22 protein-coding genes are annotated in these 20,042 nt (G+C 63.7%); 9 read left to right on the top strand and 13 right to left on the bottom strand.

The window, feature by feature from the left end; genetic code table 11:
* Nucleotide 1 precedes the first annotated feature (1 nt).
* Together flgA and flgH are read left to right on the top strand one after the other, a co-directional pair.
* Complete coding sequence (flgA, locus tag ABIC09_RS08085; RefSeq protein ID WP_354108952.1) at nucleotides 2–1,156, top strand: flagellar basal body P-ring formation chaperone FlgA; 1,155 nt, start codon at nucleotides 2–4, stop codon at nucleotides 1,154–1,156.
* 3 nt (nucleotides 1,157–1,159) lie between these two features.
* Nucleotides 1,160–1,927 carry a flagellar basal body L-ring protein FlgH gene (flgH, locus tag ABIC09_RS08080; RefSeq protein WP_148751392.1) on the top strand — a complete coding sequence of 256 codons (768 nt, stop codon included), beginning with the start codon at nucleotides 1,160–1,162 and terminating at the stop codon, nucleotides 1,925–1,927.
* Nucleotides 1,928–2,161: 234 nt separating this feature from the next.
* On the opposite strand, the gene ABIC09_RS08075 is transcribed toward flgH, so the two are convergent.
* From ABIC09_RS08075 to ABIC09_RS08065, 3 genes are all read right to left on the bottom strand, one after another.
* Entirely contained in the window at nucleotides 2,162–2,941 is a 780-nt protein-coding gene (locus ABIC09_RS08075) for a 2-keto-4-pentenoate hydratase (RefSeq protein WP_354033226.1), read from the bottom strand.
* Nucleotides 2,942–3,568: 627 nt separating this feature from the next.
* A complete protein-coding gene (dksA, locus tag ABIC09_RS08070) occupies nucleotides 3,569–3,934 on the bottom strand; it encodes an RNA polymerase-binding protein DksA (RefSeq protein WP_008142458.1) in 366 nt (121 codons plus the stop codon).
* 219 nt (nucleotides 3,935–4,153) lie between these two features.
* Nucleotides 4,154–4,765: an NAD(P)-dependent oxidoreductase gene (locus tag ABIC09_RS08065; RefSeq protein ID WP_354108951.1), complete on the bottom strand. Its 612-nt coding sequence runs from the start codon at nucleotides 4,763–4,765 to the stop codon at nucleotides 4,154–4,156.
* A 156-nt stretch (nucleotides 4,766–4,921) separates the two neighbouring features.
* Between ABIC09_RS08065 and ABIC09_RS08060 the strand changes: the two genes are divergently transcribed.
* Entirely contained in the window at nucleotides 4,922–5,293 is a 372-nt protein-coding gene (locus ABIC09_RS08060; RefSeq protein ID WP_148751352.1) for a winged helix-turn-helix transcriptional regulator, read from the top strand.
* Nucleotides 5,294–5,330: 37 nt separating this feature from the next.
* Here the strand turns inward: ABIC09_RS08060 and ABIC09_RS08055 are convergent, their stop codons facing one another.
* The gene (locus ABIC09_RS08055; protein ID WP_354033224.1) at nucleotides 5,331–5,744 is read right to left on the bottom strand and encodes a flagellar assembly protein FliX; all 414 of its coding nucleotides are present in this window, start codon (nucleotides 5,742–5,744) and stop codon (nucleotides 5,331–5,333) included.
* Nucleotides 5,745–6,013: 269 nt separating this feature from the next.
* Between ABIC09_RS08055 and ABIC09_RS08050 the strand changes: the two genes are divergently transcribed.
* The 4 genes from ABIC09_RS08050 (at nucleotide 6,014) to ABIC09_RS08035 (ending at nucleotide 8,550) form a co-directional block, all read left to right on the top strand.
* Nucleotides 6,014–7,138 carry a flagellar basal body P-ring protein FlgI gene (locus tag ABIC09_RS08050; protein WP_148751350.1) on the top strand — a complete coding sequence of 375 codons (1,125 nt, stop codon included), beginning with the start codon at nucleotides 6,014–6,016 and terminating at the stop codon, nucleotides 7,136–7,138.
* Nucleotides 7,138–7,521: a flagellar assembly peptidoglycan hydrolase FlgJ gene (gene flgJ, locus ABIC09_RS08045; RefSeq protein WP_187434851.1), complete on the top strand. Its 384-nt coding sequence runs from the start codon at nucleotides 7,138–7,140 to the stop codon at nucleotides 7,519–7,521. The genes ABIC09_RS08050 and flgJ overlap by 1 nt, the downstream gene beginning before the upstream one ends.
* Before the next feature lie 11 nt (nucleotides 7,522–7,532).
* The gene (locus ABIC09_RS08040) at nucleotides 7,533–8,030 is read left to right on the top strand and encodes a hypothetical protein (protein ID WP_354108950.1); all 498 of its coding nucleotides are present in this window, start codon (nucleotides 7,533–7,535) and stop codon (nucleotides 8,028–8,030) included.
* 160 nt (nucleotides 8,031–8,190) lie between these two features.
* Nucleotides 8,191–8,550, top strand: a complete 360-nt coding sequence (locus ABIC09_RS08035; protein ID WP_148751347.1) for a hypothetical protein — start codon at nucleotides 8,191–8,193, stop codon at nucleotides 8,548–8,550.
* A 24-nt stretch (nucleotides 8,551–8,574) separates the two neighbouring features.
* On the opposite strand, the gene flbT (ABIC09_RS08030) is transcribed toward ABIC09_RS08035, so the two are convergent.
* The 3 genes from flbT (ABIC09_RS08030) to flaF all read right to left on the bottom strand — a co-directional run bounded on the left by flbT (ABIC09_RS08030) (nucleotide 8,575) and on the right by flaF (nucleotide 9,998).
* On the bottom strand, nucleotides 8,575–8,961 hold the full coding sequence (gene flbT, locus ABIC09_RS08030) for a flagellar biosynthesis repressor FlbT (RefSeq protein WP_148751346.1): 387 nt from the start codon (nucleotides 8,959–8,961) through the stop codon (nucleotides 8,575–8,577).
* A gap of 271 nt (nucleotides 8,962–9,232) precedes the next feature.
* Nucleotides 9,233–9,598, bottom strand: a complete 366-nt coding sequence (locus ABIC09_RS08025; RefSeq protein ID WP_148751345.1) for a hypothetical protein — start codon at nucleotides 9,596–9,598, stop codon at nucleotides 9,233–9,235.
* Between the two features lie 31 nt (nucleotides 9,599–9,629).
* Nucleotides 9,630–9,998 (bottom strand): flagellar biosynthesis regulator FlaF, encoded by a 369-nt coding sequence (gene flaF, locus ABIC09_RS08020; RefSeq protein ID WP_354083946.1) that lies wholly within the window; start codon nucleotides 9,996–9,998, stop codon nucleotides 9,630–9,632.
* A 392-nt stretch (nucleotides 9,999–10,390) separates the two neighbouring features.
* On the opposite strand from flaF, the gene ABIC09_RS08015 reads away from it, so the two are divergent.
* Nucleotides 10,391–11,647: a flagellin N-terminal helical domain-containing protein gene (locus tag ABIC09_RS08015; RefSeq protein ID WP_354083947.1), complete on the top strand. Its 1,257-nt coding sequence runs from the start codon at nucleotides 10,391–10,393 to the stop codon at nucleotides 11,645–11,647.
* A gap of 261 nt (nucleotides 11,648–11,908) precedes the next feature.
* Here the strand turns inward: ABIC09_RS08015 and ABIC09_RS08010 are convergent, their stop codons facing one another.
* The gene (locus ABIC09_RS08010) at nucleotides 11,909–13,159 is read right to left on the bottom strand and encodes a flagellin N-terminal helical domain-containing protein (protein ID WP_354108949.1); all 1,251 of its coding nucleotides are present in this window, start codon (nucleotides 13,157–13,159) and stop codon (nucleotides 11,909–11,911) included.
* Nucleotides 13,160–13,445: 286 nt separating this feature from the next.
* Nucleotides 13,446–14,696, bottom strand: coding sequence for a flagellin N-terminal helical domain-containing protein (locus tag ABIC09_RS08005; protein ID WP_354108948.1), 1,251 nt, complete (start codon nucleotides 14,694–14,696; stop codon nucleotides 13,446–13,448).
* A 316-nt stretch (nucleotides 14,697–15,012) separates the two neighbouring features.
* On the opposite strand from ABIC09_RS08005, the gene flbT (ABIC09_RS08000) reads away from it, so the two are divergent.
* Nucleotides 15,013–15,438: a flagellar biosynthesis repressor FlbT gene (gene flbT, locus ABIC09_RS08000; RefSeq protein ID WP_148751341.1), complete on the top strand. Its 426-nt coding sequence runs from the start codon at nucleotides 15,013–15,015 to the stop codon at nucleotides 15,436–15,438.
* 92 nt (nucleotides 15,439–15,530) lie between these two features.
* Here flbT (ABIC09_RS08000) and ABIC09_RS07995 read toward each other — a convergent pair whose 3' ends face one another.
* Genes ABIC09_RS07995 through ABIC09_RS07980 form a run of 4 tightly spaced genes read right to left on the bottom strand, consistent with a single transcriptional unit; the run spans nucleotide 15,531 to nucleotide 20,019 of the window.
* Entirely contained in the window at nucleotides 15,531–17,027 is a 1,497-nt protein-coding gene (locus tag ABIC09_RS07995; protein WP_354108947.1) for a pyridoxal phosphate-dependent decarboxylase family protein, read from the bottom strand.
* Nucleotides 17,024–18,259, bottom strand: coding sequence for an ATP-grasp domain-containing protein (locus tag ABIC09_RS07990; protein ID WP_354108946.1), 1,236 nt, complete (start codon nucleotides 18,257–18,259; stop codon nucleotides 17,024–17,026). The genes ABIC09_RS07995 and ABIC09_RS07990 overlap by 4 nt, the downstream gene beginning before the upstream one ends.
* 16 nt (nucleotides 18,260–18,275) lie before the next feature.
* A complete protein-coding gene (locus ABIC09_RS07985) occupies nucleotides 18,276–19,880 on the bottom strand; it encodes a hypothetical protein (RefSeq protein ID WP_354108945.1) in 1,605 nt (534 codons plus the stop codon).
* 10 nt (nucleotides 19,881–19,890) lie between these two features.
* Nucleotides 19,891–20,019: a hypothetical protein gene (locus ABIC09_RS07980; RefSeq protein ID WP_283812727.1), complete on the bottom strand. Its 129-nt coding sequence runs from the start codon at nucleotides 20,017–20,019 to the stop codon at nucleotides 19,891–19,893.
* Nucleotides 20,020–20,042: the final 23 nt, after the last annotated feature.

Below are 20,042 nucleotides of genomic sequence, written 5' to 3'. Positions count from 1 at the left end.
CATGATCCGCGCGACGCTTGCCACCCTCTCCGCCCTGCTCGTGCTGGCGCTGCCGGCGCAGGCCGCCGACGACGGCATCGCCGCGCCGACGCTGCGCGCCAGCATCACCGTCACGTCCGACGTGGTGCGGGTCGGCGACCTCATCGAGAACGCCGGCTCGGCCGCGCTGATTGCGGTCTATCGCTCGCCCGATCTCGGCACCACCGGCGCATTGCCTGTTGCCCAGGTCGTGAGCGTGCTCCGCGCCAAGCAGGTGATCGGCGTGATGACCGGCGACATCAGGGAAGTCCAGGTCACGCGGCTTGCCCGCACCTTTGCCAACAAGGATCTCGAAAACGCGGTCGGCTCCGCGCTCGAGCGCCGCTTCGGGCTTGGCGACGCCGCCAACATCACCGTGACCTTCGACCGCGGCATTTCCGACATGCGGCTCGATGCCTCCAACACCGGCGCGCTGCAGCCGGTTGCGACGCGCTACGATGCCCGCAGCGGCCGCTTCGACATCGCCTTCGAGATCAACAACGACAGCAACCCGGCGCCGACCAAGCTGCGCTTCACCGGCACCGCGATCGAGACCGTGGAAGTCGCCGTCCTGACCCGCGACATCGAACGCACCGAGACGCTGAAATCTTCCGACGTCGCGCAGGAGCGACGGCCAAAGGCCGAAGTGACGGGCGAACCTGCGCTGCGCGACCGCGCGGTCGGTATGCAGCTTCGCCGGCCGATGCGCGCGGGCACGCCGATCCGCGCCGCCGACATCGCCAAGCCCGAATTCGTGTCGCGCGACCAGAGCGTCACCGTCATCTACCAGGTCCCCGGAATCTACCTCACCACCCGCGGCAAGGCGATCGAGAGTGGCGCCGAGGGCGACACCGTGAGCGTCCTCAATTTGCAGACCAAGCGTACGCTGACCGGCGTCGTCACCGGCCGCGGCCAGGTGACTGTGCTGGGCGCCAGCCAGTCCGCACCGATGGAGACTGCGGTCGAGCAGATCTCCGCGCTTAGGCGTGACGAAGCGCCCGCTCCCGTCGACACTGCAGCCCTCGTCCGGAACCTGGTCCAGGCCCCCGCGTCACCAGCGCAGATCGCACAAGCCCAGATCCCGCAAGTTCGCATCTCGCAAGCTCCAGCCAAGCAAGCTCCAGCCAAGTCAGAGTAAGTCATGTCCTCGTTCAGTTCGGCTTCCCGTCTTCGTCGTATCGCGATCTCTGCCCTGCTGCTCGCCACTTGCGCGCTCGCGAGCGGCTGCTCCTCGATCGACCGTCTCTCGCAGATAGGCGAGCAACCGAAGCTGTCGGCAATCGACAATCCGACGACGCAGCCCGGCTACAAGCCGGTGCAGATGCCGATGCCGAAGCCGGAAGTCGCCTCCTACAATCCGAACTCGCTGTGGCGGAACGGCAGCCGCGCCTTCTTCAAGGATCAGCGCGCGACCCATGTCGGCGACCTCCTGACCGTGACGGTCAATATCACCGACAAGGCCAATCTCTCCAACGAGACCCAGCGCAGCCGCACCAATTCGGAAGATTCGGGCATCACCGATTTCATCGGTTCGAAGACGCTCGGCGTCCAGGCGCAGAAGGTGCTGCCCGGCCGCATCCTCACCGCCGACTCCACCGCCTCCAGCGACGGCAAGGGCAGCGTGCAGCGCACGGAAGCCTTGCAGACCAACGTCGCGGCGGTCGTGACCCAGGTGCTGCCGAACGGCAACCTCGTGGTCGAAGGCAAGCAGGAGATCCGGGTCAACTTCGAGATCCGCGAGCTCGTGGTCGCCGGCATCGTCCGCCCCGAAGACATCCAGAGCGACAACACCATCGATTCCAGCAAGATCGCGCAGGCCCGCATCGCCTATGGCGGCCGCGGCCAGATCACGGACGTGCAGCAGCCGCGCTACGGCCAGCAAGTCATGGACGTGCTGCTGCCCTTCTAGCCCTCTCCCGAGCTCCCACATCGTGTTCGCGAACCTAGGCGCGAACGACGATGTACGACGCGGCCCTCGCCAGCTCCCCTGGCGAGGGCCGCATGTATTTTGCGAGGTGTTGCTGTCATCGTCCGCGAAGGCGGACGATCCAGTACTCCGAGACCTTCGTTGCTGAACCGATACAGCACGGTGTACTGGATTCCCGCCTTCGCGGGGAATGACATCGGAGAGAGTCGCAACGCCTCACGTAAACTCCGCCTCCACCACACCCAGCCCGTCCAGCTCCATCCGCACCTTGTCGCCGGCTTTCAGCCACAGCGTCTTCACCAGGCTTCCGGTCAGCACGAGCTGTCCCGCGTGCAGGCCCTTGCCTTCGGCGGCGAGGTGGTTGGCGAGCCAGGCGAGTGCGTTGTGGGGATGGCCGAGCACGTCGGCGCCGGTGCCATGGCTGACCTCCTCGCCATTGACGAGAGCGCGGCCCTTGACCGCCTTCAGGTCCGGCACCGCCGAGCGCGGAACGGAGGCACCCAGCACGCAGCCGGCGGCAAAGAAATCATCCGCAATCAGCGTCGGCGCGCCCATCGTCTCCCATTTCACGTAGCGGTCGTCGACGATCTCGATCGCGGGATGATAGGCCTCGACGGCTTCGCCGACCCATTCGGCGGTGAACGGCGCCTCGCCGGCGGCGAGGTTGCGCTTCAGGCGCACAGCGATCTCGCACTCGACGCCGACATGGACATAGTCGGAGGCCGCGAGCTTGACGCCGCTGTCGTGCACGCCCTTCTGGAACACGCCGCCGCCGCAGGGGTGCGGGATGCCGATATAGTCCTGCATCACCTGGCTGGTGCAGCCGATCTTGTAGCCGACCAGCGGCCCGACATTCTTCAGCAGCAGATCATGCAGCGCGCGCTGGACCTGGTAGCCCTCGGCCTCGTCATCAGGCGGAACCTCGAGCGCTGCGAGCGGCGCATGGTTGCGGCGCGCCAGCGCGATCGCCTTTGCGGCTTCGAGAATTTTGTCCATCGGCGCCGGCTCCCACGCTACCCAATCGAGGGCGGCAGTGGAGCATCCCCGCCCGGGCCTGACAAGCGCGGGCGGCTTGTGGCATCACGCCTTGACCAGGCCGAGCCGGATCCTTGACGCTGCTGGAATGCCTGACGCGGCCGAGCATCGGCACGACCGCCTGCAGGGGAACCCGGCTCGCGGCGCGCCGCACCGGCCAGTCCGGGCCTGGAGCCGCGGAACCCGGCGCGCCCGCGGTCCCAGTTCCCGCCGCAGGATGCGGCTTGCGGCCTGCTGCCGCCGGTTAAGGAAATATTGAGCTGGTCCAAGCCTTATGGAGATGCACGCCTTACAGCGTCGCATGAAGCCTGATTGCAGTGAAGCCGCTGGATCAGTGTCTCAGCATCCGAGACGATCTCGTTGATGCGACTCGCAAAACCTCCCGCACTTGAAGTGAAGGCTGTTTCTGATGTGAACTCACGTGAGCTTGCAGCAATCGACTCTACCTCCTTGATCGCGATTCACTTTTCGCGATTGCGCTCGCGCGTCGAAGCGCGCGGCGGCAAACGTCAGGCAAAAATATCGATTGCGGCGCGAAACGGCGCCGTGAACCCAAAAACAAAGAGCCGCATCGCTGCGGCCCGGACTCTATTCGTCGCGATAGACCTTCTCGCGTTTCTCGTGGCGCTCCTGCGCTTCCACCGAGAGCGTTGCGATGGGCCGGGCCTCGAGCCGCTTCAAAGAGATCGGCTCGCCGGTATCCTCGCAATAGCCGTAGGTGTTGTCCTCGATGCGCTGGAGCGCGGCGTCGATCTTGGCGATCAACTTGCGCTGGCGGTCGCGGGCGCGGAGTTCGATGGCGCGGTCGGTTTCGGACGATGCCCGATCGGCGAGATCGGGGTGGTTCACGTTCTCCTCCTGCAGAGCCTGCAGCGTGAGCTTGGACTCTTTGAGGATCTCATCCTTCCAGGCGAGGAGCTTCATACGGAAGTACTCCTTCTGCCGGTCGTTCATGAAAGGCTCTTTTTCGGTCGGTCGGTAGTTTTTCAACTTTTCCAAGGGCGGCCTATCTTCTCAAGCAACGACTCATGAACGGAACGGGGTCCGTTGAGCCGGGGCTTATATAGCTACCCCATGTGACAGACAATATTTCCTTAATAGCGCAGTTAGCGCCCCCAAGCCCTTGCACAGGAAGGTTTATCCGGGAGGGCCCGGGGGCGGCCAAAAGCCTAGCTAGTAGCCGACCGTGAAACGCTGCCTCAAATGGGCCGGCTTCTCGATCTCATCGGCGAGCGCGATGGCGTAGTCGGCGAAGCTGATCCAGCTCTTGCCGTTCGCATCTGCGAGAAGTTCGTCGGTCCCGAGCCGGAACCTGGTGGTCCGCTCCCCCTCGATGAACAGCGCCGAGGGCGAGATGAAGGTCCAGTTCAGCTCCTTTTCCTGGCGCAGCAGATCGAGAAAGGCCCCACCCGCCTCCGCCTCAGCCTTGTATTGGGCCGGAAAACCGGGGGTTGTGACCAGTTTGACGCCGGGAGCGACCTCCAGGCTGCCGGCGCCGCCGACGACCAGATAGCGCCCGACCTTGGAGTCCTTGGCCGCGCCGATCAGCTTGTGCGGGTCGCTCGCCAGGAAGTGGACGGAACTGATGGCCACATCGTGCCCGGCCCAGAGCTTGGTCAGGCCGGCCTGGTCGAGCACGTCGCCCTTGGTCGGGGTGACGTTCGGCAGGATTGCAATCTTCTCCGGGTTCCGTGCGATGGCGGTGACGCCGTGGCCGCGGCCGGACAGTTCCTTGGTGATCTCCGAACCGGCCCGGCCCGAGGCGCCGGCAACTGCGATTTTCATGGAAGGCTCCTTCGCTTCTGTAGTAACCAATGGTGACTAGATATCGTAAGGAACGCTGGTGTTAAGAGAGCACTTTGTGCTTACCTGATTACGCTGGAGTAACCGGCAAGCCGAAAGCAAGTGCGAGGCAAGTACGAGGCAAGTGCGAGGAATGAGATGAAACCCAACGTCTATGCAGCCGATTGCCCAACGCGCCAGATCCTCGATCGCGTCGGCGACAAATGGGCCGTGCTGATCCTGTTGCTGCTGCGCGAGGAGCCGATGCGCTTCAATCAGTTACGCCGCACGATTGAAGGCATCTCGCAGAAGATGCTGAGCCAGGTTCTCAAGTCGCTCGAGCGCGACGGCTTGATCAAGCGCCGCGCCATCGCGACCGTGCCGGTGACGGTTGAATATTCGATCACGCAGCTCGGTGTGACGCTCGCCGCCGCAGTCGATCCGTTGCGCGATTGGGCCGAAGAGAATCTGAAAGACGTGCTGGCCGCCCAGCGCCGCTACGATTCGCAGCAGAAAGACGAAGCGGCGTAAAGCCGTTCCGTAAGGCCTCAGATGATCCGCTGGACGACTACGCCTGCCCGGCCTTGGCCAGCTCGACCTCGACGCGCAGCTCGATCTCGGACAGCACGGAATCGAGACCGGGATCGCCGGAGGAGGATTTCAGGTTCGCAGCCGCATCGCGCAGCCGCATCACGGTCGATGTATCGAGATTGCCGGACAAGAGTCCCATCTTGAGATCGTCGAGCACGTCGAGCGCGGTCTTGCCGCGGACGACCGAGCGCTTGCGGCGCTCGACCGGATCTTCCTCGATGCCTTGCAGCGCGAGCAGCGCATCGATGTTGGCGGAGGCCTTGGGTGCGGTCGCAGCGCGGGTCTCCTGCGCCGAATTCGTGTCGGGCAGCACGAAGGTGCCGGAGCTCGTTCGCCTGGCCTGGCTGGCCGGCGTTCCAAGCGTGGTGCCATTCGGTCCGTAGATGCGCATCGGAGCAATCCGGGTGATCGATGCGCCACATTCGCCGCTTTATGGTTAACGGGGCGTAAACGGCCCGGCAAAATCTGCCGACAGGCGGCAGTTTCGCTCCTTAGGGCGAATGCCGGCTGGCACCGATCCGAAGAGATTTATTCAACCTATTCAATCGACTACCCCATCTGCCCCGTGTTGGCACAGCGCTCGCAGGGAAAGCGTCGGACCAGCTCGTCATGGGAGTGTCGCAGATGGTCCGAGATGTGAGGAGCCTCGGGGAGCAGAGGATGCCAGGCGTTCGTTGGGTGAGGATTGTTGGGGTGGCCTGCGCCGCGCTGTCAGCGCTGGCGCTCTCGGTCGCGCCTGCGCGTGCGACCTCGCGCATCAAGGATCTCGCCAATATCGAAGGCGTGCGGCAGAACCAGCTCATCGGCTACGGCCTCGTCGTCGGCCTCAACGGCACCGGCGACACCCTCAACAACATCCCCTTCACCAAGCAGTCGCTGCAAGCGATGCTCGAGCGCATGGGCGTCAACATCCGCGGCGCCACCATCCGCACCGGCAACGTCGCCGCCGTCATGGTGACCGGCAATCTGCCGGCATTCGCGACGCAAGGCACCCGCATGGACGTCACCGTCTCCGCGCTCGGCGATGCCAAGGATTTGCGCGGCGGCACCCTGCTCGTCACCCCGCTCCTCGGCGCCGACGGCAACGTCTATGCAGTGGCACAGGGCTCGCTCGCGATCTCCGGCTTCCAGGCCGAGGGTGAAGCGGCCAAAATCGTACGCGGCGTTCCGACCGTAGGACGCATCGCCAACGGCGCCATCATCGAGCGCGAGATCGAGTTCGCGCTGAACCGGCTGCCGAACGTGCGGCTCGCGCTGCGCAACGCCGATTTCACCACCGCCAAGCGCATTGCAGCGGCGATCAACGACTATCTCGGCGTCAAGAGCGCCGAGCCGATCGATCCCTCGACAGTGCAGCTGACGATCCCGCCGGAGTTCAAGGGCAACGTGGTCGCCTTCCTGACGGAGATCGAGCAGCTTCAGGTCGATCCGGATCTCGCCGCCAAGATCGTCATCGACGAGCGCTCGGGCATCATCGTGATGGGCCGCGACGTCCGCGTCGCCACCGTCGCGGTCGCGCAGGGCAATCTCACGGTCACGATCTCCGAGAGCCCGCAAGTGAGCCAACCCAACCCGCTGTCGCGGGGTCGCACCGTGGTCACGCCGCGCTCCAGCGTCGGCGTCACCGAGGACGGCAAGAAGTTCGCCGTCGTCAAGGACGGCGTCTCGCTGCAGCAGCTCGTCGACGGCCTCAACGGCCTCGGCATCGGCCCGCGCGACCTCATCAGCATCCTCCAGGCGATCAAGGCCGCGGGTGCGATCGAAGCCGACATAGAGGTGATGTGATGCAGACCGGCATGCTCAACACCGCGCACGTCGTCACCGCCGCACTCTCGAACCCAGCGTTCTCCGTGGAAAGCCGCAACGGCCGTCCCGATTTCGAGCTCGCCGCAGCGTTGCAAAAGGTCTCGCCGCAGCAGCAGGCCAAGACGCAGAAGACCGCCACTGACTTCGAGGGCATGTTCCTCAACAGCATGTTCGCGCAGATGACTTCGGGGCTGAAGGGCGAAGGCCCGTTCGGCGATACGCCAGGCACCGGCGTCTGGCGCTCGATGCTGACCGAGCAATATTCCAAGAACTTCGCCAATGCCGGCGGCGTCGGTGTCGCCCGCGACGTCTACCGTACCCTGATCATGCAGCAGGCCAAAACCACTCTTCGTACGGCATAAGGTCAAACGAGATGAACCACTTCAACGCGTCACGTCGGCCGATGCCAGCGCAGCGCCCGAACAATACGCCCGAGAGCGCCGCTGCGCGCAAGCTCGCAGAGGACCTGATGGACGCGATGAGCGCCCTGCTCGGCCTGATCGAGCGCGAGACCGAGCTCGTCCGTGCCGGCAAGGTTCGCGAAGCGATGATGATGGAAAGCCAGAAGCAGGAACTGTCGCGGCGCTACGTCGGCGCCGTCAGCCAGTTGAAGGCGAACCAGGCCCAGCTTTCGAAATCCGCGCCCGAGCTGCTCTCGACGCTGCACCGCCACCACGACGCCTTCCGCGCCATGCTTCAGGTCAATCTTACCGTGCTCGCGACCGCCCATGCGGTCTCCGAGAGCGTCGTGCGCGGCGTCAATGCCGAGATCCAGAAGCGCAACGTGCCGAACACCTATACGGCGGCGGGCCGCCGCGCCACGCCTGGCCCGCGTCACATCACGCCGCTCGCGGTCAGCCGCACGCTCTGAGCGCAGACAAAGCACTCCATCCAATTTTACGAAAAACCGTGCGGCGAAAGCGTCGCGCGGTTAGTCACGTTTGCTTACCCGGTGTTCAATCCTGGTGTTCCATGGTTGCGTATTGAGAGGGGTTGGGATTTGACTCACACGAGGCAACCAGGAGGCTGCCATGAGTACAGATTTCAGCATCAGGCCGGTGGGGATACCGGTCGCCGCGCTACCCATAGCGACGTCGAGCGCGGCGGCCAACGACGCCGTGCGGACCGATTTGCCCGCGAGCCAGACCGTCAGCGCGAGCGACGCTGGCGCCGCCGCGCGCAATGATCTGTACAGTCAGAACGTTTCGCGCCAGGTCGTGTTCAACCAGGCCGCCGCATCCTTCGTTTTCCAGGTCGTCAACGAGAAGACCGACCAGGTCGTGGAGCAATTTCCGGACGAAGCGATGCTGCGCCGCCGCGCCTATTTTCACGCGCTCGACCTCAGCAAGGCCGACGCAGAACGCCCGCTGTCGACCGACCGCAGCGCCTGAAGTCGTGGAGGCTGATCAGCAGAGCTAAACGCTCTGCTTCAGCAACTCGTCCTCCCGTTTGACGAGTTTCTGGATCTCCTTCAATGAATTGTACAGAGAGCCGCTCAGGATCAGCTTGCTTGCAGCCTCGATCGACGTTCTGAAGCTTGGCACCGCCTCGAGCAGATCCTTGACGAAGCTCACATAGAGCTCCTGGTATTTCGGGATGTCGTTCTCGAGGTACATCATCTGAACGCAAAGATAGAGCCGCTTCACCGGCGTGTCGGCGGTCTCCGCGGTCAGGAGATCCTTCTCCCGCATAATCGGCGCCTCTCCCGAGATCAATAGCCTGGTTCGCGCATCTGAGTTGGTGATGAGGCTTTGGCCGATGATGATTCGCTCGAAGGGCTTCAGTTCAACTTTCAGCGCCATCGCTGTTACCTCCTGCGCTCATACCAAAAACAAGCCGTCTGCGACGATGCGAGAGATGAAAGACTCCTGCTCCAGCGAGCTGACCAGGTTCATCGGAGGGAACCCCACCGCCGGCTGCGCACGGGCCGGCTGAGCTACTTTCGAACGGTCGGCTTGCCGGCCGTAGCGCGGATTTCCGTTGCCAAACGGTAAATGGGTTTGGTTAACGAGACATTAACTACCGCGGCGCGACAACGCGGATCGGTGACCAGGACGCTTCGCGATGCCGCGATCAGACCAGGTCGGCGTACGCCGTATTGAGCACGTTCGCTCCGGTCGCAGGATTGGTGACGACCGTCTTGATCTGCGCGTGACCGATCTTCTTCAGCAGGAACTTGGAGTCGCCGATTCGGAAGGAATTTTCCTTGATCAGCACGTCCTGGTACTGAACTGGGCCCGTGCCGCTCTGGTATTTGACCTTGGCGCGAAATCCTTGAACGTCAGAGATTGAGAACGAAAACTTCTCGCCTGTGGAATACGTCCCCTTCCAGGTTCCGGTATAAAGGGTGGAATCGACCGGAACATACTTCACATTCGATGACGAAGCCGTTGGCGCTGTCTTATAGCTGTTGCTCAGAATGCTAAGGATGTCCGCCATCGCTTGAATTCACCTCAATCGGCACGTCCGCTCAGGCGCGCCCGCTCAATCCGGCTGCAATGTTGCGGTTTATCTCGATCAACGACTTGAAGTGCTCCCGCTGGGGGCTGATCTGCAGCGCCGCTGTCTGGGACAGCACGAAGATGCTGATGTTGGCGATGTTCTGCCGAACATCCATTGGCTGCGGGTTCCCATCGCGCTGAGCTTCGCTGAGAAAGATTGTCCAGAGCTTGCGGTTATAGATCAACGCCTCGGACATCTGCACATAGCTCGCATCGGGGTCGGATACGACGGCTTGCAGCTTGTTCGCCGCTTTCAACAATGTCTGGGCTTCAATATCGCGCGGGGATGAGGTGGTACTCGCGACGCGCGCGTAGGCTTGAGCGGCAGCACTAGACATTCGTCACCTCAGCAAACCTTGTTCCGTCTGACAAGTTTCCGGACTTCCTCGTTGTAACCCCTAAAGGCGGCCAATTAAGATTAACTTACTCGCTGCCCGAATTCGCGTCATCAGATTTGACCCAGGGGAGTTTCGGGCTCGAACCAAGCGCGGCTTTCGAGATCATCGCTGACCGGTCTGTTTCGGCCGAAGCAGGATTTCCCCGGCCAGAACCGCGGCGTTGTCCAGCACTGCCCCAGCCGTCGCCGATCGGAACGTATCGTTAACCACATTTCGTAAGCAGTGGTTAATCATATTTTAAAAGCTTTTGTTCACCCTTGCGGAGGCTGAAACCACAAAGCGCATTGACCCGGACTAGGACGCCGGCGGTGCACACAAGGGAAGTCATTCAAATGTCCGACGTCGTCCTTACCGCGGCAGTCCGCCAGAACCTGCTCTCGCTGCAGGGCACCGCTGATCTGCTCGCGACCACGCAGGGCCGTCTCGCCACCGGCAAGAAGGTCAACAGCGCGCTCGACAATCCGACCAACTTCTTCACCGCCGCCGGTCTCGATGCCCGCGCCAGCGACATCAGCAATTTGCTCGACAGCATCGGCAACGGCGTGCAGGTCCTACAGGCTGCCAACACCGGCATCACCTCGCTGTCGAAGCTGGTCGATACCGCGAAGTCGATCGCCAACCAGGTGCTGCAGCAGCCCACGGGCTACAGCACCAAATCAAACATCCAGTTCACCGGCACGGGCGCTCCCACCGGGACGGGCGGAGCCACTTCCGCGGACCTCACGACAAGTAAGCTCAACGGCGGCGTTTACACGTTTACCAATTCCGCCGGCACTGCTGCCACGATCACCATCGGCACTGCCCCGTCAAGCTTCAATCCGGTGACCAAGACCGCACAGGTCCAGTCGCTGGCACAGCTCAATCAGGCACTGGCGGATGCGGGCGTCAACCTCGCGGGCTCAATCACCGGCCCTGACAGTCTGACTCTTACGTCGACCAATGACGGTGCGGGACAGGTGATCACGGGTACCGCCGCTCCCGCTGCTCCCGTCACGCTGGACGCCATCAATATCAGCGGCAATGCCGCGGGCGGTGGCGCAGGTGGTGCCGTCGTTGCGGCGGTGCCCGACCCGATCTCGCAGCAAGCCAGGGCGACCCTCGTCAGCCAGTACAACCAGATCCTTCAGCAGATTACCACCACAGCGCAGGACGCCTCTTTCAACGGCGTCAACCTGCTCGATGGCAACTCTCTGAAAATGATCTTCGACGAGACTGGCAAGTCGACGCTGACGATCGCGGGCGTGACATTCAATCCGAACGGTCTCGGCCTGAGCCAGTTGACCGCCGGCGTGGATTTCACGGACAACGTCCTGACCGGCAAGGTTCTGACCTCGCTCAATGCCGCCAGCACCACGCTGCGGTCGCAGGCCTCCGCCTTCGGCGCCAACCTGTCGATCGTGCAGATCCGCCAGGATTTCTCGAAGCAGATCATCAACGTGCTGCAGACCGGTTCGTCCGCCCTGACGCTCGCCGACACCAACGAGGAAGCGGCCAACAGCCAGGCGCTGTCGACTCGCCAGTCGATCGGGGTGTCCGCGCTCTCGCTCGCCAACCAGTCGCAGCAGAGTGTGCTACAGCTCTTGCGTTGACAGCTGAGTCCGGCCTCTCTGCGGGCGATAAAATTGGGGCGGCGAGGCTTGGCTTCGCCGCTTCTTGTTTTTGTTCTCGTTCTCGTCGCAAAAACCTGTGGGCACGACGACAACTCGACCGCCCTGACAGGCTAAACGAGAAACTCGTACAGCGGCCGACGCGAGGCAGTGGCGCACGGTTTCCAAGACGACTCTCATGCAGCCAACAAAACGGCGGGGCCGAGGCCCCGCCGCAATTCCGTAGCAAGACTTTTGTCGAACTCAGCGCAGCAGCTGCAGAACGCCCTGCTGCGACGTGTTGGCGAGCGACAGCGCGGACGTCGCAATCGACTGGCGGGTCGACAGCGCCTGACTGTTGGCCGCTTCCTCGTTGGAGTCGGCCAGCGTCAGGGCGGACGAACCGGTCTGAAGCACGTTGATGATGTTCTTGTTGAAGTCCTGGCGGATCTGCACGATCGACAGATTGGCACCGAAGGCCGACGCCTGCGACCGCAGGGTGACGCTGGCGGTGTTGAGCGCCGTCAGAACGGTGTTGGTTGCACTGTTGTCGATGAAGTCGCTGCCCGCGGTGAGCGACTTCAGGCCGAGACCGTTCGGATTGAAGGTCACGCCCGCAATCGTCACGGTCGATTTTCCGGTTTCGTCGAACACCAGCTTCAGCGAGTCGCCATTCAGCAGGTTGATGCCGTTGAACGAAGCGTCCTGCGCCGTGGTGGTGATCTGCGTGATGATCTGGTTGTACTGGGTGACCAGCGACGAGCGCGTGGCCTGCGACACCGGGTCGGCAACCGCGGCGACAATCGTTCCGGCGGTGAATGCTGCACCGCTGGTGGTGTCGATGTTTACCGAGCTCGACGCCGTGGCGGGCGGGGCGACATAGGCAGCACCGTTGGTGATGACCTGGGATGCGGCATCGTTGGACGAGGTGAAGGTCAGCGAGCCGTTGGTATTGACGCTTGCGATCAGCTGAATACCCGCCGCCGAAAGCGCGCTGTTGAGGCCGGTGATCGTGTTGACCTGGTTCGCGGCGGTGCCGAGCGTGATCGTGGTGGTGCCCGCTGCCGTATCGAACTTGATGGCCTGGCCGCCCAGCGAGTTCGTGCCGCCGACGGTCAGATCGGTTGCCGTACCCGCGACAGCCAGCGGACCGGCACCGGTCGGCACGGCGCTGGTGAAGGTGGCCTTTGAAGTGTAGCCGCTCGGCTGCTGCAGCACCTGGTTGGCGATCGACTTCGCGGTATCGACCAGCTTCGACAGCGAGGTGATGCCGGTGTTGGCGGCCTGCAGGACCTGCACGCCGTTGCCGATGCTGTCGAGCAGGTTGCTGATGTCGCTGGCGCGGGCGTCGAGACCGGCGGCGGTGAAGAAGTTGGTCGGATTGTCGAGCGCGCTGTTGACCTTCTTGCCGGTGGCGAGACGGCCCTGCGTGGTCGCGAGCAGATCAGCGGTGCCCTGCAGCGAGAGCAGGTTCTGGCGGACTGCCGCGGAGAGCGTGATGTTGGACAGAGACATGCGAAACGACCTTTCTGGTGTAACTCAGCGGGCCTTCCTTGGCCGCGCATCGGGGAACCCTAGGGACGCTATGGTCAACAAAGGATAAAGCAGACCGGTCTTGGTTAACGGCCGAGGCGCTTTCGAAGAATTATGGTTAACAAACGGTCAAGACCGGTCGATCGGTTAAGCAGCCTCCGCGGCGCCTGGCCTCGATCGATTCCGGAAAACACAAACTGCAGCGCACAAGAAAAAAACGGCGGGGCCGAGGCCCCGCCGCTCTTCCAGATCGAGAATTGCGCCGGGCTCAGCGCAGCAGTTGCAGAACGCTCTGCTGCGACTGGTTGGCCAGCGACAGCGCGGACGTCGCAATCGACTGGCGGGTCGACAGCGCCTGGCTGTTGGCCGCTTCCTCGTTGGAGTCGGCCAGCGTCAGGGCGGACGAACCGGTCTGAAGCACGTTGATCAGGCTCTTGTTGAAGTCCTGGCGGATCTGCACGATCGACAGGTTGGCACCGAAGGCCGACGCCTGCGACCGCAGGGTGACGCTGGCGGTGTTGAGCGCCGTCAGAACGGTGTTGGTTGCAGTGTTGTCGATGAAGTCGCTGCCCGCGGTGAGCGACTTCAGGCCGAGACCGTTCGGATTGAAGGTCACGCCGGTAATCGTCGTCGCCGATTTTCCGGTTTCGTCGAACACCAGCTTCAGCGAGTCGCCATTCAGCAGGTTGATGCCGTTGAACGAAGCGTCCTGCGCCGTGGTGGTGATCTGCGTGATGATCTGGTTGTACTGGGTGACCAGCGACGAGCGCGTGGCCTGCGACACCGGGTCGGCAACCGCGGCGACAATCGTTCCGGCGGTGAATGCTGCACCGCTGGTGGTGTCGATGTTTACCGAGCTCGACGCCGTGGCGGGCGGGGCGACATAGGCAGCACCGTTGGTGATGACCTGGGATGCGGCATCGTTGGACGAGGTGAAGGTCAGCGAGCCGTTGGTATTGACGCTTGCGGTCAGCTGAATACCCGCCGCCGAAAGCGCGCTGTTGAGGCCGGTGATCGTGTTGACCTGGTTCGCGGCGGTGCCGAGCGTGATCGTGGTGGTGCCCGCTGCCGTATCGAACTTGATGGCCTGGCCACCCAGCGAGTTCGTGCCGCCGACGGTCAGATCGGTTGCCGTACCCGCGACAGCCAGCGGACCGGCACCGGTCGGCACGGCGCTGGTGAAGGTGGCCTTTGAAGTGTAGCCGCTCGGCTGCTGCAGCACCTGGTTGGCGATCGACTTCGCGGTATCGACCAGCTTCGACAGCGAGGTGATGCCGGTGTTGGCGGCCTGCAGGACCTGCACGCCGTTGCCGATGCTGTCGAGCAGGTTGCTGATGTCGCTGGCGCGGGAGTCGAGACCGGCGGCGGTGAAGAAGTTGGTCGGATTGTCGAGCGCGCTGTTGACCTTCTTGCCGGTGGCGAGACGGCTCTGCGTCGTCGCGAGCAGGTCAGCGGTGCCCTGCAGCGAGAGCAGGTTCTGGCGGACTGCAGCGGAGAGGGTGACGGTGGAGAGGGACATGGAAACAACCTTTCTGGCGTTACGCAACAATCGGCCTTCTTGGCCGAGGACCGGACCGTACGAAGCAAGTGATCAACGAAAACTGAATCGGTCCCGCAGGAATTCCTGATCCCGACGCCCTTCGGAGCGCATGCTTTAGGAAGGATAAAGATTCTCCACAAAACATGATGCGATCCACGGCGGCCGCCCGATCACACGCTGATCACATGGTTAACGAGCAACGAACATGTTGCAGAAGCAATGGCTCGCATGCCAGATTACAATCTCAGCGGTGGCGCCGTGGTCGCTAGTTGCAAAAGATCGATGGAGAACAAGCATGGCTCTCAAGGTCGAGCTCAGACCGCACGAACGCATCATCATTGGCAACTGCGTGATCACCAACACCGATCAGCGCGCCCGTCTTCTCATCAACGGCGAGAATGTGCCGATCCTGCGCGAGCGCGATATCCTCACGCCCGAGACCGCCGATACGCCGGCCAAGCTCGTCTATCTCGCGGTCCAGCTGATGTACATCTCGCCGGATCCGCAGTCACAGCACGGCACCTATTTCAACCTGGTGCGCGACATCGTCACCGCCGTACCGAGCGCCTGGCCGATCATCGAGGGCATCAACAACCATATCATGAGCGGCGATCTGTACCGGGCGCTGAAGGATGCCCGCAAGCTGATCGCCTATGAAGAGAAGCTGCGCGACCAGTACAATGCAGCGCATCCCGAAAGCGACGTCAGCACGGCCGCCTGATCCGAGGTCTTAAGACCTAAGCTAGACGACCCGCGCAAACGACAACGGCCCCGGATCATCTCCGGGGCCGTTGTCGTTTCAGCGAGTCGCTTTTACTGCGCCGCGAGCGGCGGCGCGTCGACCTCGATCAATCCGCCGGTCCGCCGCGCGCCGAACCTGATCACGGCCGACACCAGCGCGTCGATATCCGACTCCGCGGTGCGATGATTGACGATCGCCGCCCGGATCGCGAACTTGCCGTCCAGCGTCGTGCCTGACGGTGCGGCAATGCCTGATACCTGGACATCGGCGACGATCTCCCGATTGATCGCGTCGTCGGCGCGATAGCGGAAGCAGACGATGTTGAGATTGACCGGCGCGAGCAGTTCGAGCCGGGGCTCGGCCAGCACGCGCGTCTCGAGATATCTTGCGAGTGCGCAGCTGCGCGCGATCACCGCGCCCAGCCGGTCCGTGCCAAATGTCTTCAGCGTGAACCACGTCTTCAGCGCGCGGAAACCGCGCGAGAGGTCCGGACCGAGATCGCACGGCCAGACAGCGCCGGCCGCAAGCCCCCTCGCCTCGCGGCTCAGATAGGCCGCCGGCTGTGCAAAGGCCTGCCGATGCCGTTCGCCGTCACGCACCAGCAGGAAGCCGGCGTCATAGGGCACCTGCCCCCATTTGTGGAAGTCGAGCGCGATCGAATCCGCGAGGTCGATGCCATCGAGCAACGGCGCAAGCTCGGGCGAGAGGATCGCGAGCGCACCGAACGCGCCATCGACGTGAAACCAGAGACCTTCTTCGCGGCACAAATCCGCGAGCGCCCTGAGATCGTCGATCGCGCCGATGTCGACGGTGCCGGCCGATGCCGTGACCAGGAACGGCTTGAAGCCAACCTCGCGATCGATCGCAATCTGCGCGCGCAGCGCGGCGACATCGATGCGATGATCGGCATCGATATCGATCTTCCGCAGCGCATCGGTGCCGAACCCGGCGATGTCCATCGCGCGGGAGATGCAGCCATGCGCGGCCTTCGACGCGTAGGCCGTGAGCACCGCGCCGTCATTGCCGATGCCGTGTTGCCGCGCCGGCGCGCCGAGCGCGCTCGTGCGCGCAACCAGCACCGCCATTAGATTGGCCATCGACGTCCCGGTGACGAAAATGCCGCTCGCGCCTTGCGGAAAGCCGAACAGGCCGCGCATCCACTCGACGATCTGGCGCTCGACCTCGATCGGCATGTGATCGCGGCCGCCGAGATTGGCATTGAGGCCGGCCGCGAGCATCTCCGCGACCATGCCGACGGCGGTGCCGCCACCGTGCACCCAGCCCATAAAGCCGGGATGAACATTGCCGGTCGCGTAAGGCGCGACGTGCTCGGAGAATTCGCGATACACGTCCGCGAGAGAAGTCGCTTCGCGCGGCACGTCAGTCCGGATTGCCGCGCGAACCTCGTCGGGGATCGGCTGCCAGACCGGACGCGCGCGGACATTGGCGATGCCGTCGATCGCCTCGTCCAGCATGCGATGGGCGAGTGCACGAAACTCGCTCCAGTCCTGCGGATCGAGCGATCCGTTCGTGACGGATGCGTGGGTGTTGCGGATGATCTCGTTCATGCTGCGCTCCCCACGCTCGTCTTTGCATGCCGCGACAGCATCGCCGTGAACGCGGCAAATATCTTGCGCATCTGCGGCGGCTTGTACGGAAACACCACCGGCGAATCCATGTTGTGCACGACGGCGGTGTTGTCGGCCTCGAACACCAGAAGCTCGCCGTTCTGGTTCTCGGCACAGTCGACGATGAAGTAATCGAGGCCGACGCGCCGGCTCATTTCGTCGAGCGCATTCCTGTGACGTGCTGCGAAGGCGCGATCGAAGTCTTGCATGAAGATGGCTTCTTCGGCGCGCTTCTCTTCGCTGAACGCCATGTAGGCGTTGAGATACCAGATGTCCCAGCGATCGGCGATCGCCATGTGGCAGGCATAAGGCTTGCCGTCGACCATGGTGAGCCGGATCTTGCGAAAGAGCCCGTCGGGACCAGCGTAGTTGACGAAACGCGCGACGAAGAAATCCTGCTCCTCCCGTTCGGCAAGATAGGCCGCGAGCGCGGAAGCATCGTCGATCTTCGCAAGCCCGACACCGGCATGCGTGCCGCGCGGCCGTGCAATCATCGGAAAGTGCAATTCGCCCGAGATCTCCGTGCAGGCGATCCGTCCTTCCGAGAGAGCCGTCAATTGCGCACGCGTCGCGTTGGCGGTCACGGGAATATCGAGACCGGGGATATCAGCCAGCAACCGATAGAGCTTGTCGCGATCGAGATTGCCGATCAGCTCGGGGCGATTGAGCAACGGACGCGGCCAGCGCGGCGCGGCTTTTTCGATCAGCGCCAGCGCTTCGCGGCATTCCTCGGAATCGGATGCGACCACGATGGCAACGTCGTGATCGGGCAGCGTTTCCGGCAAGCCTGTTGTCTTGGTCACATAGAGCGTCAGGAGCTCGATGTCGGAGCCTTCGAGCAAAAATTCGATCGGCGTGTTGCCGCCCATGTCGATGTCGGCCGCCAGCGCAAGCACGCGCAAGCCCGGCTTCGGCGCTGGGGCGGGCGTACGAAACAGTTGGTGGAAGGAGAGCACCTCGGACTGGATCACGAGCCCGGCTTCCTTCTCGCCCATCAGCTGGGCAATCAGCGACAGATCGAGGCCCTCGCCCGCCTGCGCCGTGCCCTCCGCGATCCGCGCCAGCAGCCGCTCGCGCAACGGATGCAGATCGACGCCCTCGAAGGCCTGGCGCGTCAAATGCGCAAAGCCGATACGGTCGGCAAAGTTCGGCGCGGCAAGCGGATGCAACATCTCACACCTATGAGGGCTACGCCGGCACAGCGGCGGTATGGTCAAGCAGCAGCTCGGTCTTCACCAGGACGTGGGCGATGCGATCGAGGATCTGCTGCACATTGCGTTGCGCTTGCGCGCTGTCGGCCGACCAGGCGTCGGTGACGAGCCGCGCGCCAATACACACGCGCAGCGCAGCCTGCGGCACGCCGTCCGGTTGCTCCAGCCGCACCGGCTGGCCGACGAGACAGCGCTGCGCGGCAACCTGCCGGTCCGCCGCGCTCCCGACGATGTTGTCGTTCATGTCGCGCGCCAGCGCGCGATGAACGACGCTGGTGTCGGCGATGGACACGGGCTTGCCGTTACGTAGCAGCGTGAATGGAAAGATCGTACGCTGCGCGAACTCCTCATCGTCCGCATCCGCCTTGTCGAAGGCTGCGGGTACGGCGCGCAGCGACGGCGACAACGCGATCATGCTGTCGATGCCGGCCGCAAGCTCGGCCAGCGCCTTGGCGCGGAACGCCCCGGGCACAGCGTAGTAGTTGCCGATCTCGACCAGCGCCGCTTCCCAGCGCAACCATTGGCCGAAATTCGGACGCCGTTCAAAGCGCGAGCGCAGCGCCGTCCACGTCATCGGCCAGTCGCAGCGGCCGACATAATCGAAGAAGCCCGGCGCGATTCCTTCAATCCGGTCGAGCGCGCGCGACAGGCCCTTCGGCACCAGCAGCGCACCGCTGAAGGCAGGCCCGCCAAAGAACTTCGAGCCTGTTATCAGCACCATGTAACCGCGATCGAGATAGGAGCGCAGCCGCCGGCGGCCGAGCCGCGCCTGGCAGGCATCGACGACGACCTGAACCTTGCGCGGCCAGCGCCGCGCGATCTCATCGAGGCAGGCGGCACTCGGCGCGCGCCAGCCGAGCTTTGACGAATCCATGATGTGCAACAAAACGCGCCGGCCTTGCGCGAGGCTGTCCTCGATTGCACGCATCACCTCGGCGTCCGCGTCGGTGCGCATCGCGAGGCCCGAATTGGCGTCGCGCAGCGGCACCGCGATGCTGTCGCCGGCGAGGCCCGCGATCGCAGCGTCCTTGCGCACCGCAACGCCGCTCGTCGTCATCGCGCTGAAATGGTGCCCGCGTGCGGTATGCGCCGTGCCGCTGCCGGTCTGGTCGGCCCCGACCACGATGGACACCGGCGGCCCGCCGAGCACCGCGTGCGCCAGGAACAAGGCATGGAGCTGGGAATCGGTACCCGACGGCGAGAACACGACATCGACGTGCGGCGGGAGCTGGAAGTGACCGCGCAATTCGTCGCGCATATCCTCGCAGCGCCGGTCGAAGGCGATCTCGACCTCGTCGAACAGCGATTTGTGGACCAGCTCCTCGCGCGCCAGCGCGGCGCGGTCATAGGCCGCCTGCGAGATCGGCGATGCCGTAGATGAAGCGAAATTCCAGATCTCGGGTTCTGGGGACGGTCCGCAGCCATAAGCGTTGACGCGATCTCCGGGATCGAGCGCCAGCCGCTGGTCTCCGCCGGAGGCGAGCAGCGTATCCAGCGGCGTGAAGAGATCGCGCAGGCGATAGCGCGAGCCGCCCTCGGACGCTCGCTCGATGTCTGGCAGGCGGGATGCGCCGATGCTCATCCCGACAGGCTCATGCCGCGTCGGCCGCAGCCGCAGGGGCCGGCGCGAATTGCGAGGCGATGTCGCCATGGAACACCCGCGGCAGGACGTGCCCGCCGAAGCACGGCGTGACCGCCACGAGTTGCATCCGATCCCACATCAATGGCTCCGCCCCCGCTCAAA

The sequence above is a fragment of the Bradyrhizobium sp. S3.12.5 genome, assembly GCF_040548225.1.
GTDB classification, from domain to species: Bacteria; Pseudomonadota; Alphaproteobacteria; order Rhizobiales; family Xanthobacteraceae; genus Bradyrhizobium; species Bradyrhizobium cytisi.
The sequence above is the reverse complement of the archived record's forward strand: the minus strand, read 5'-3'. Positions and strand labels throughout refer to the sequence as shown.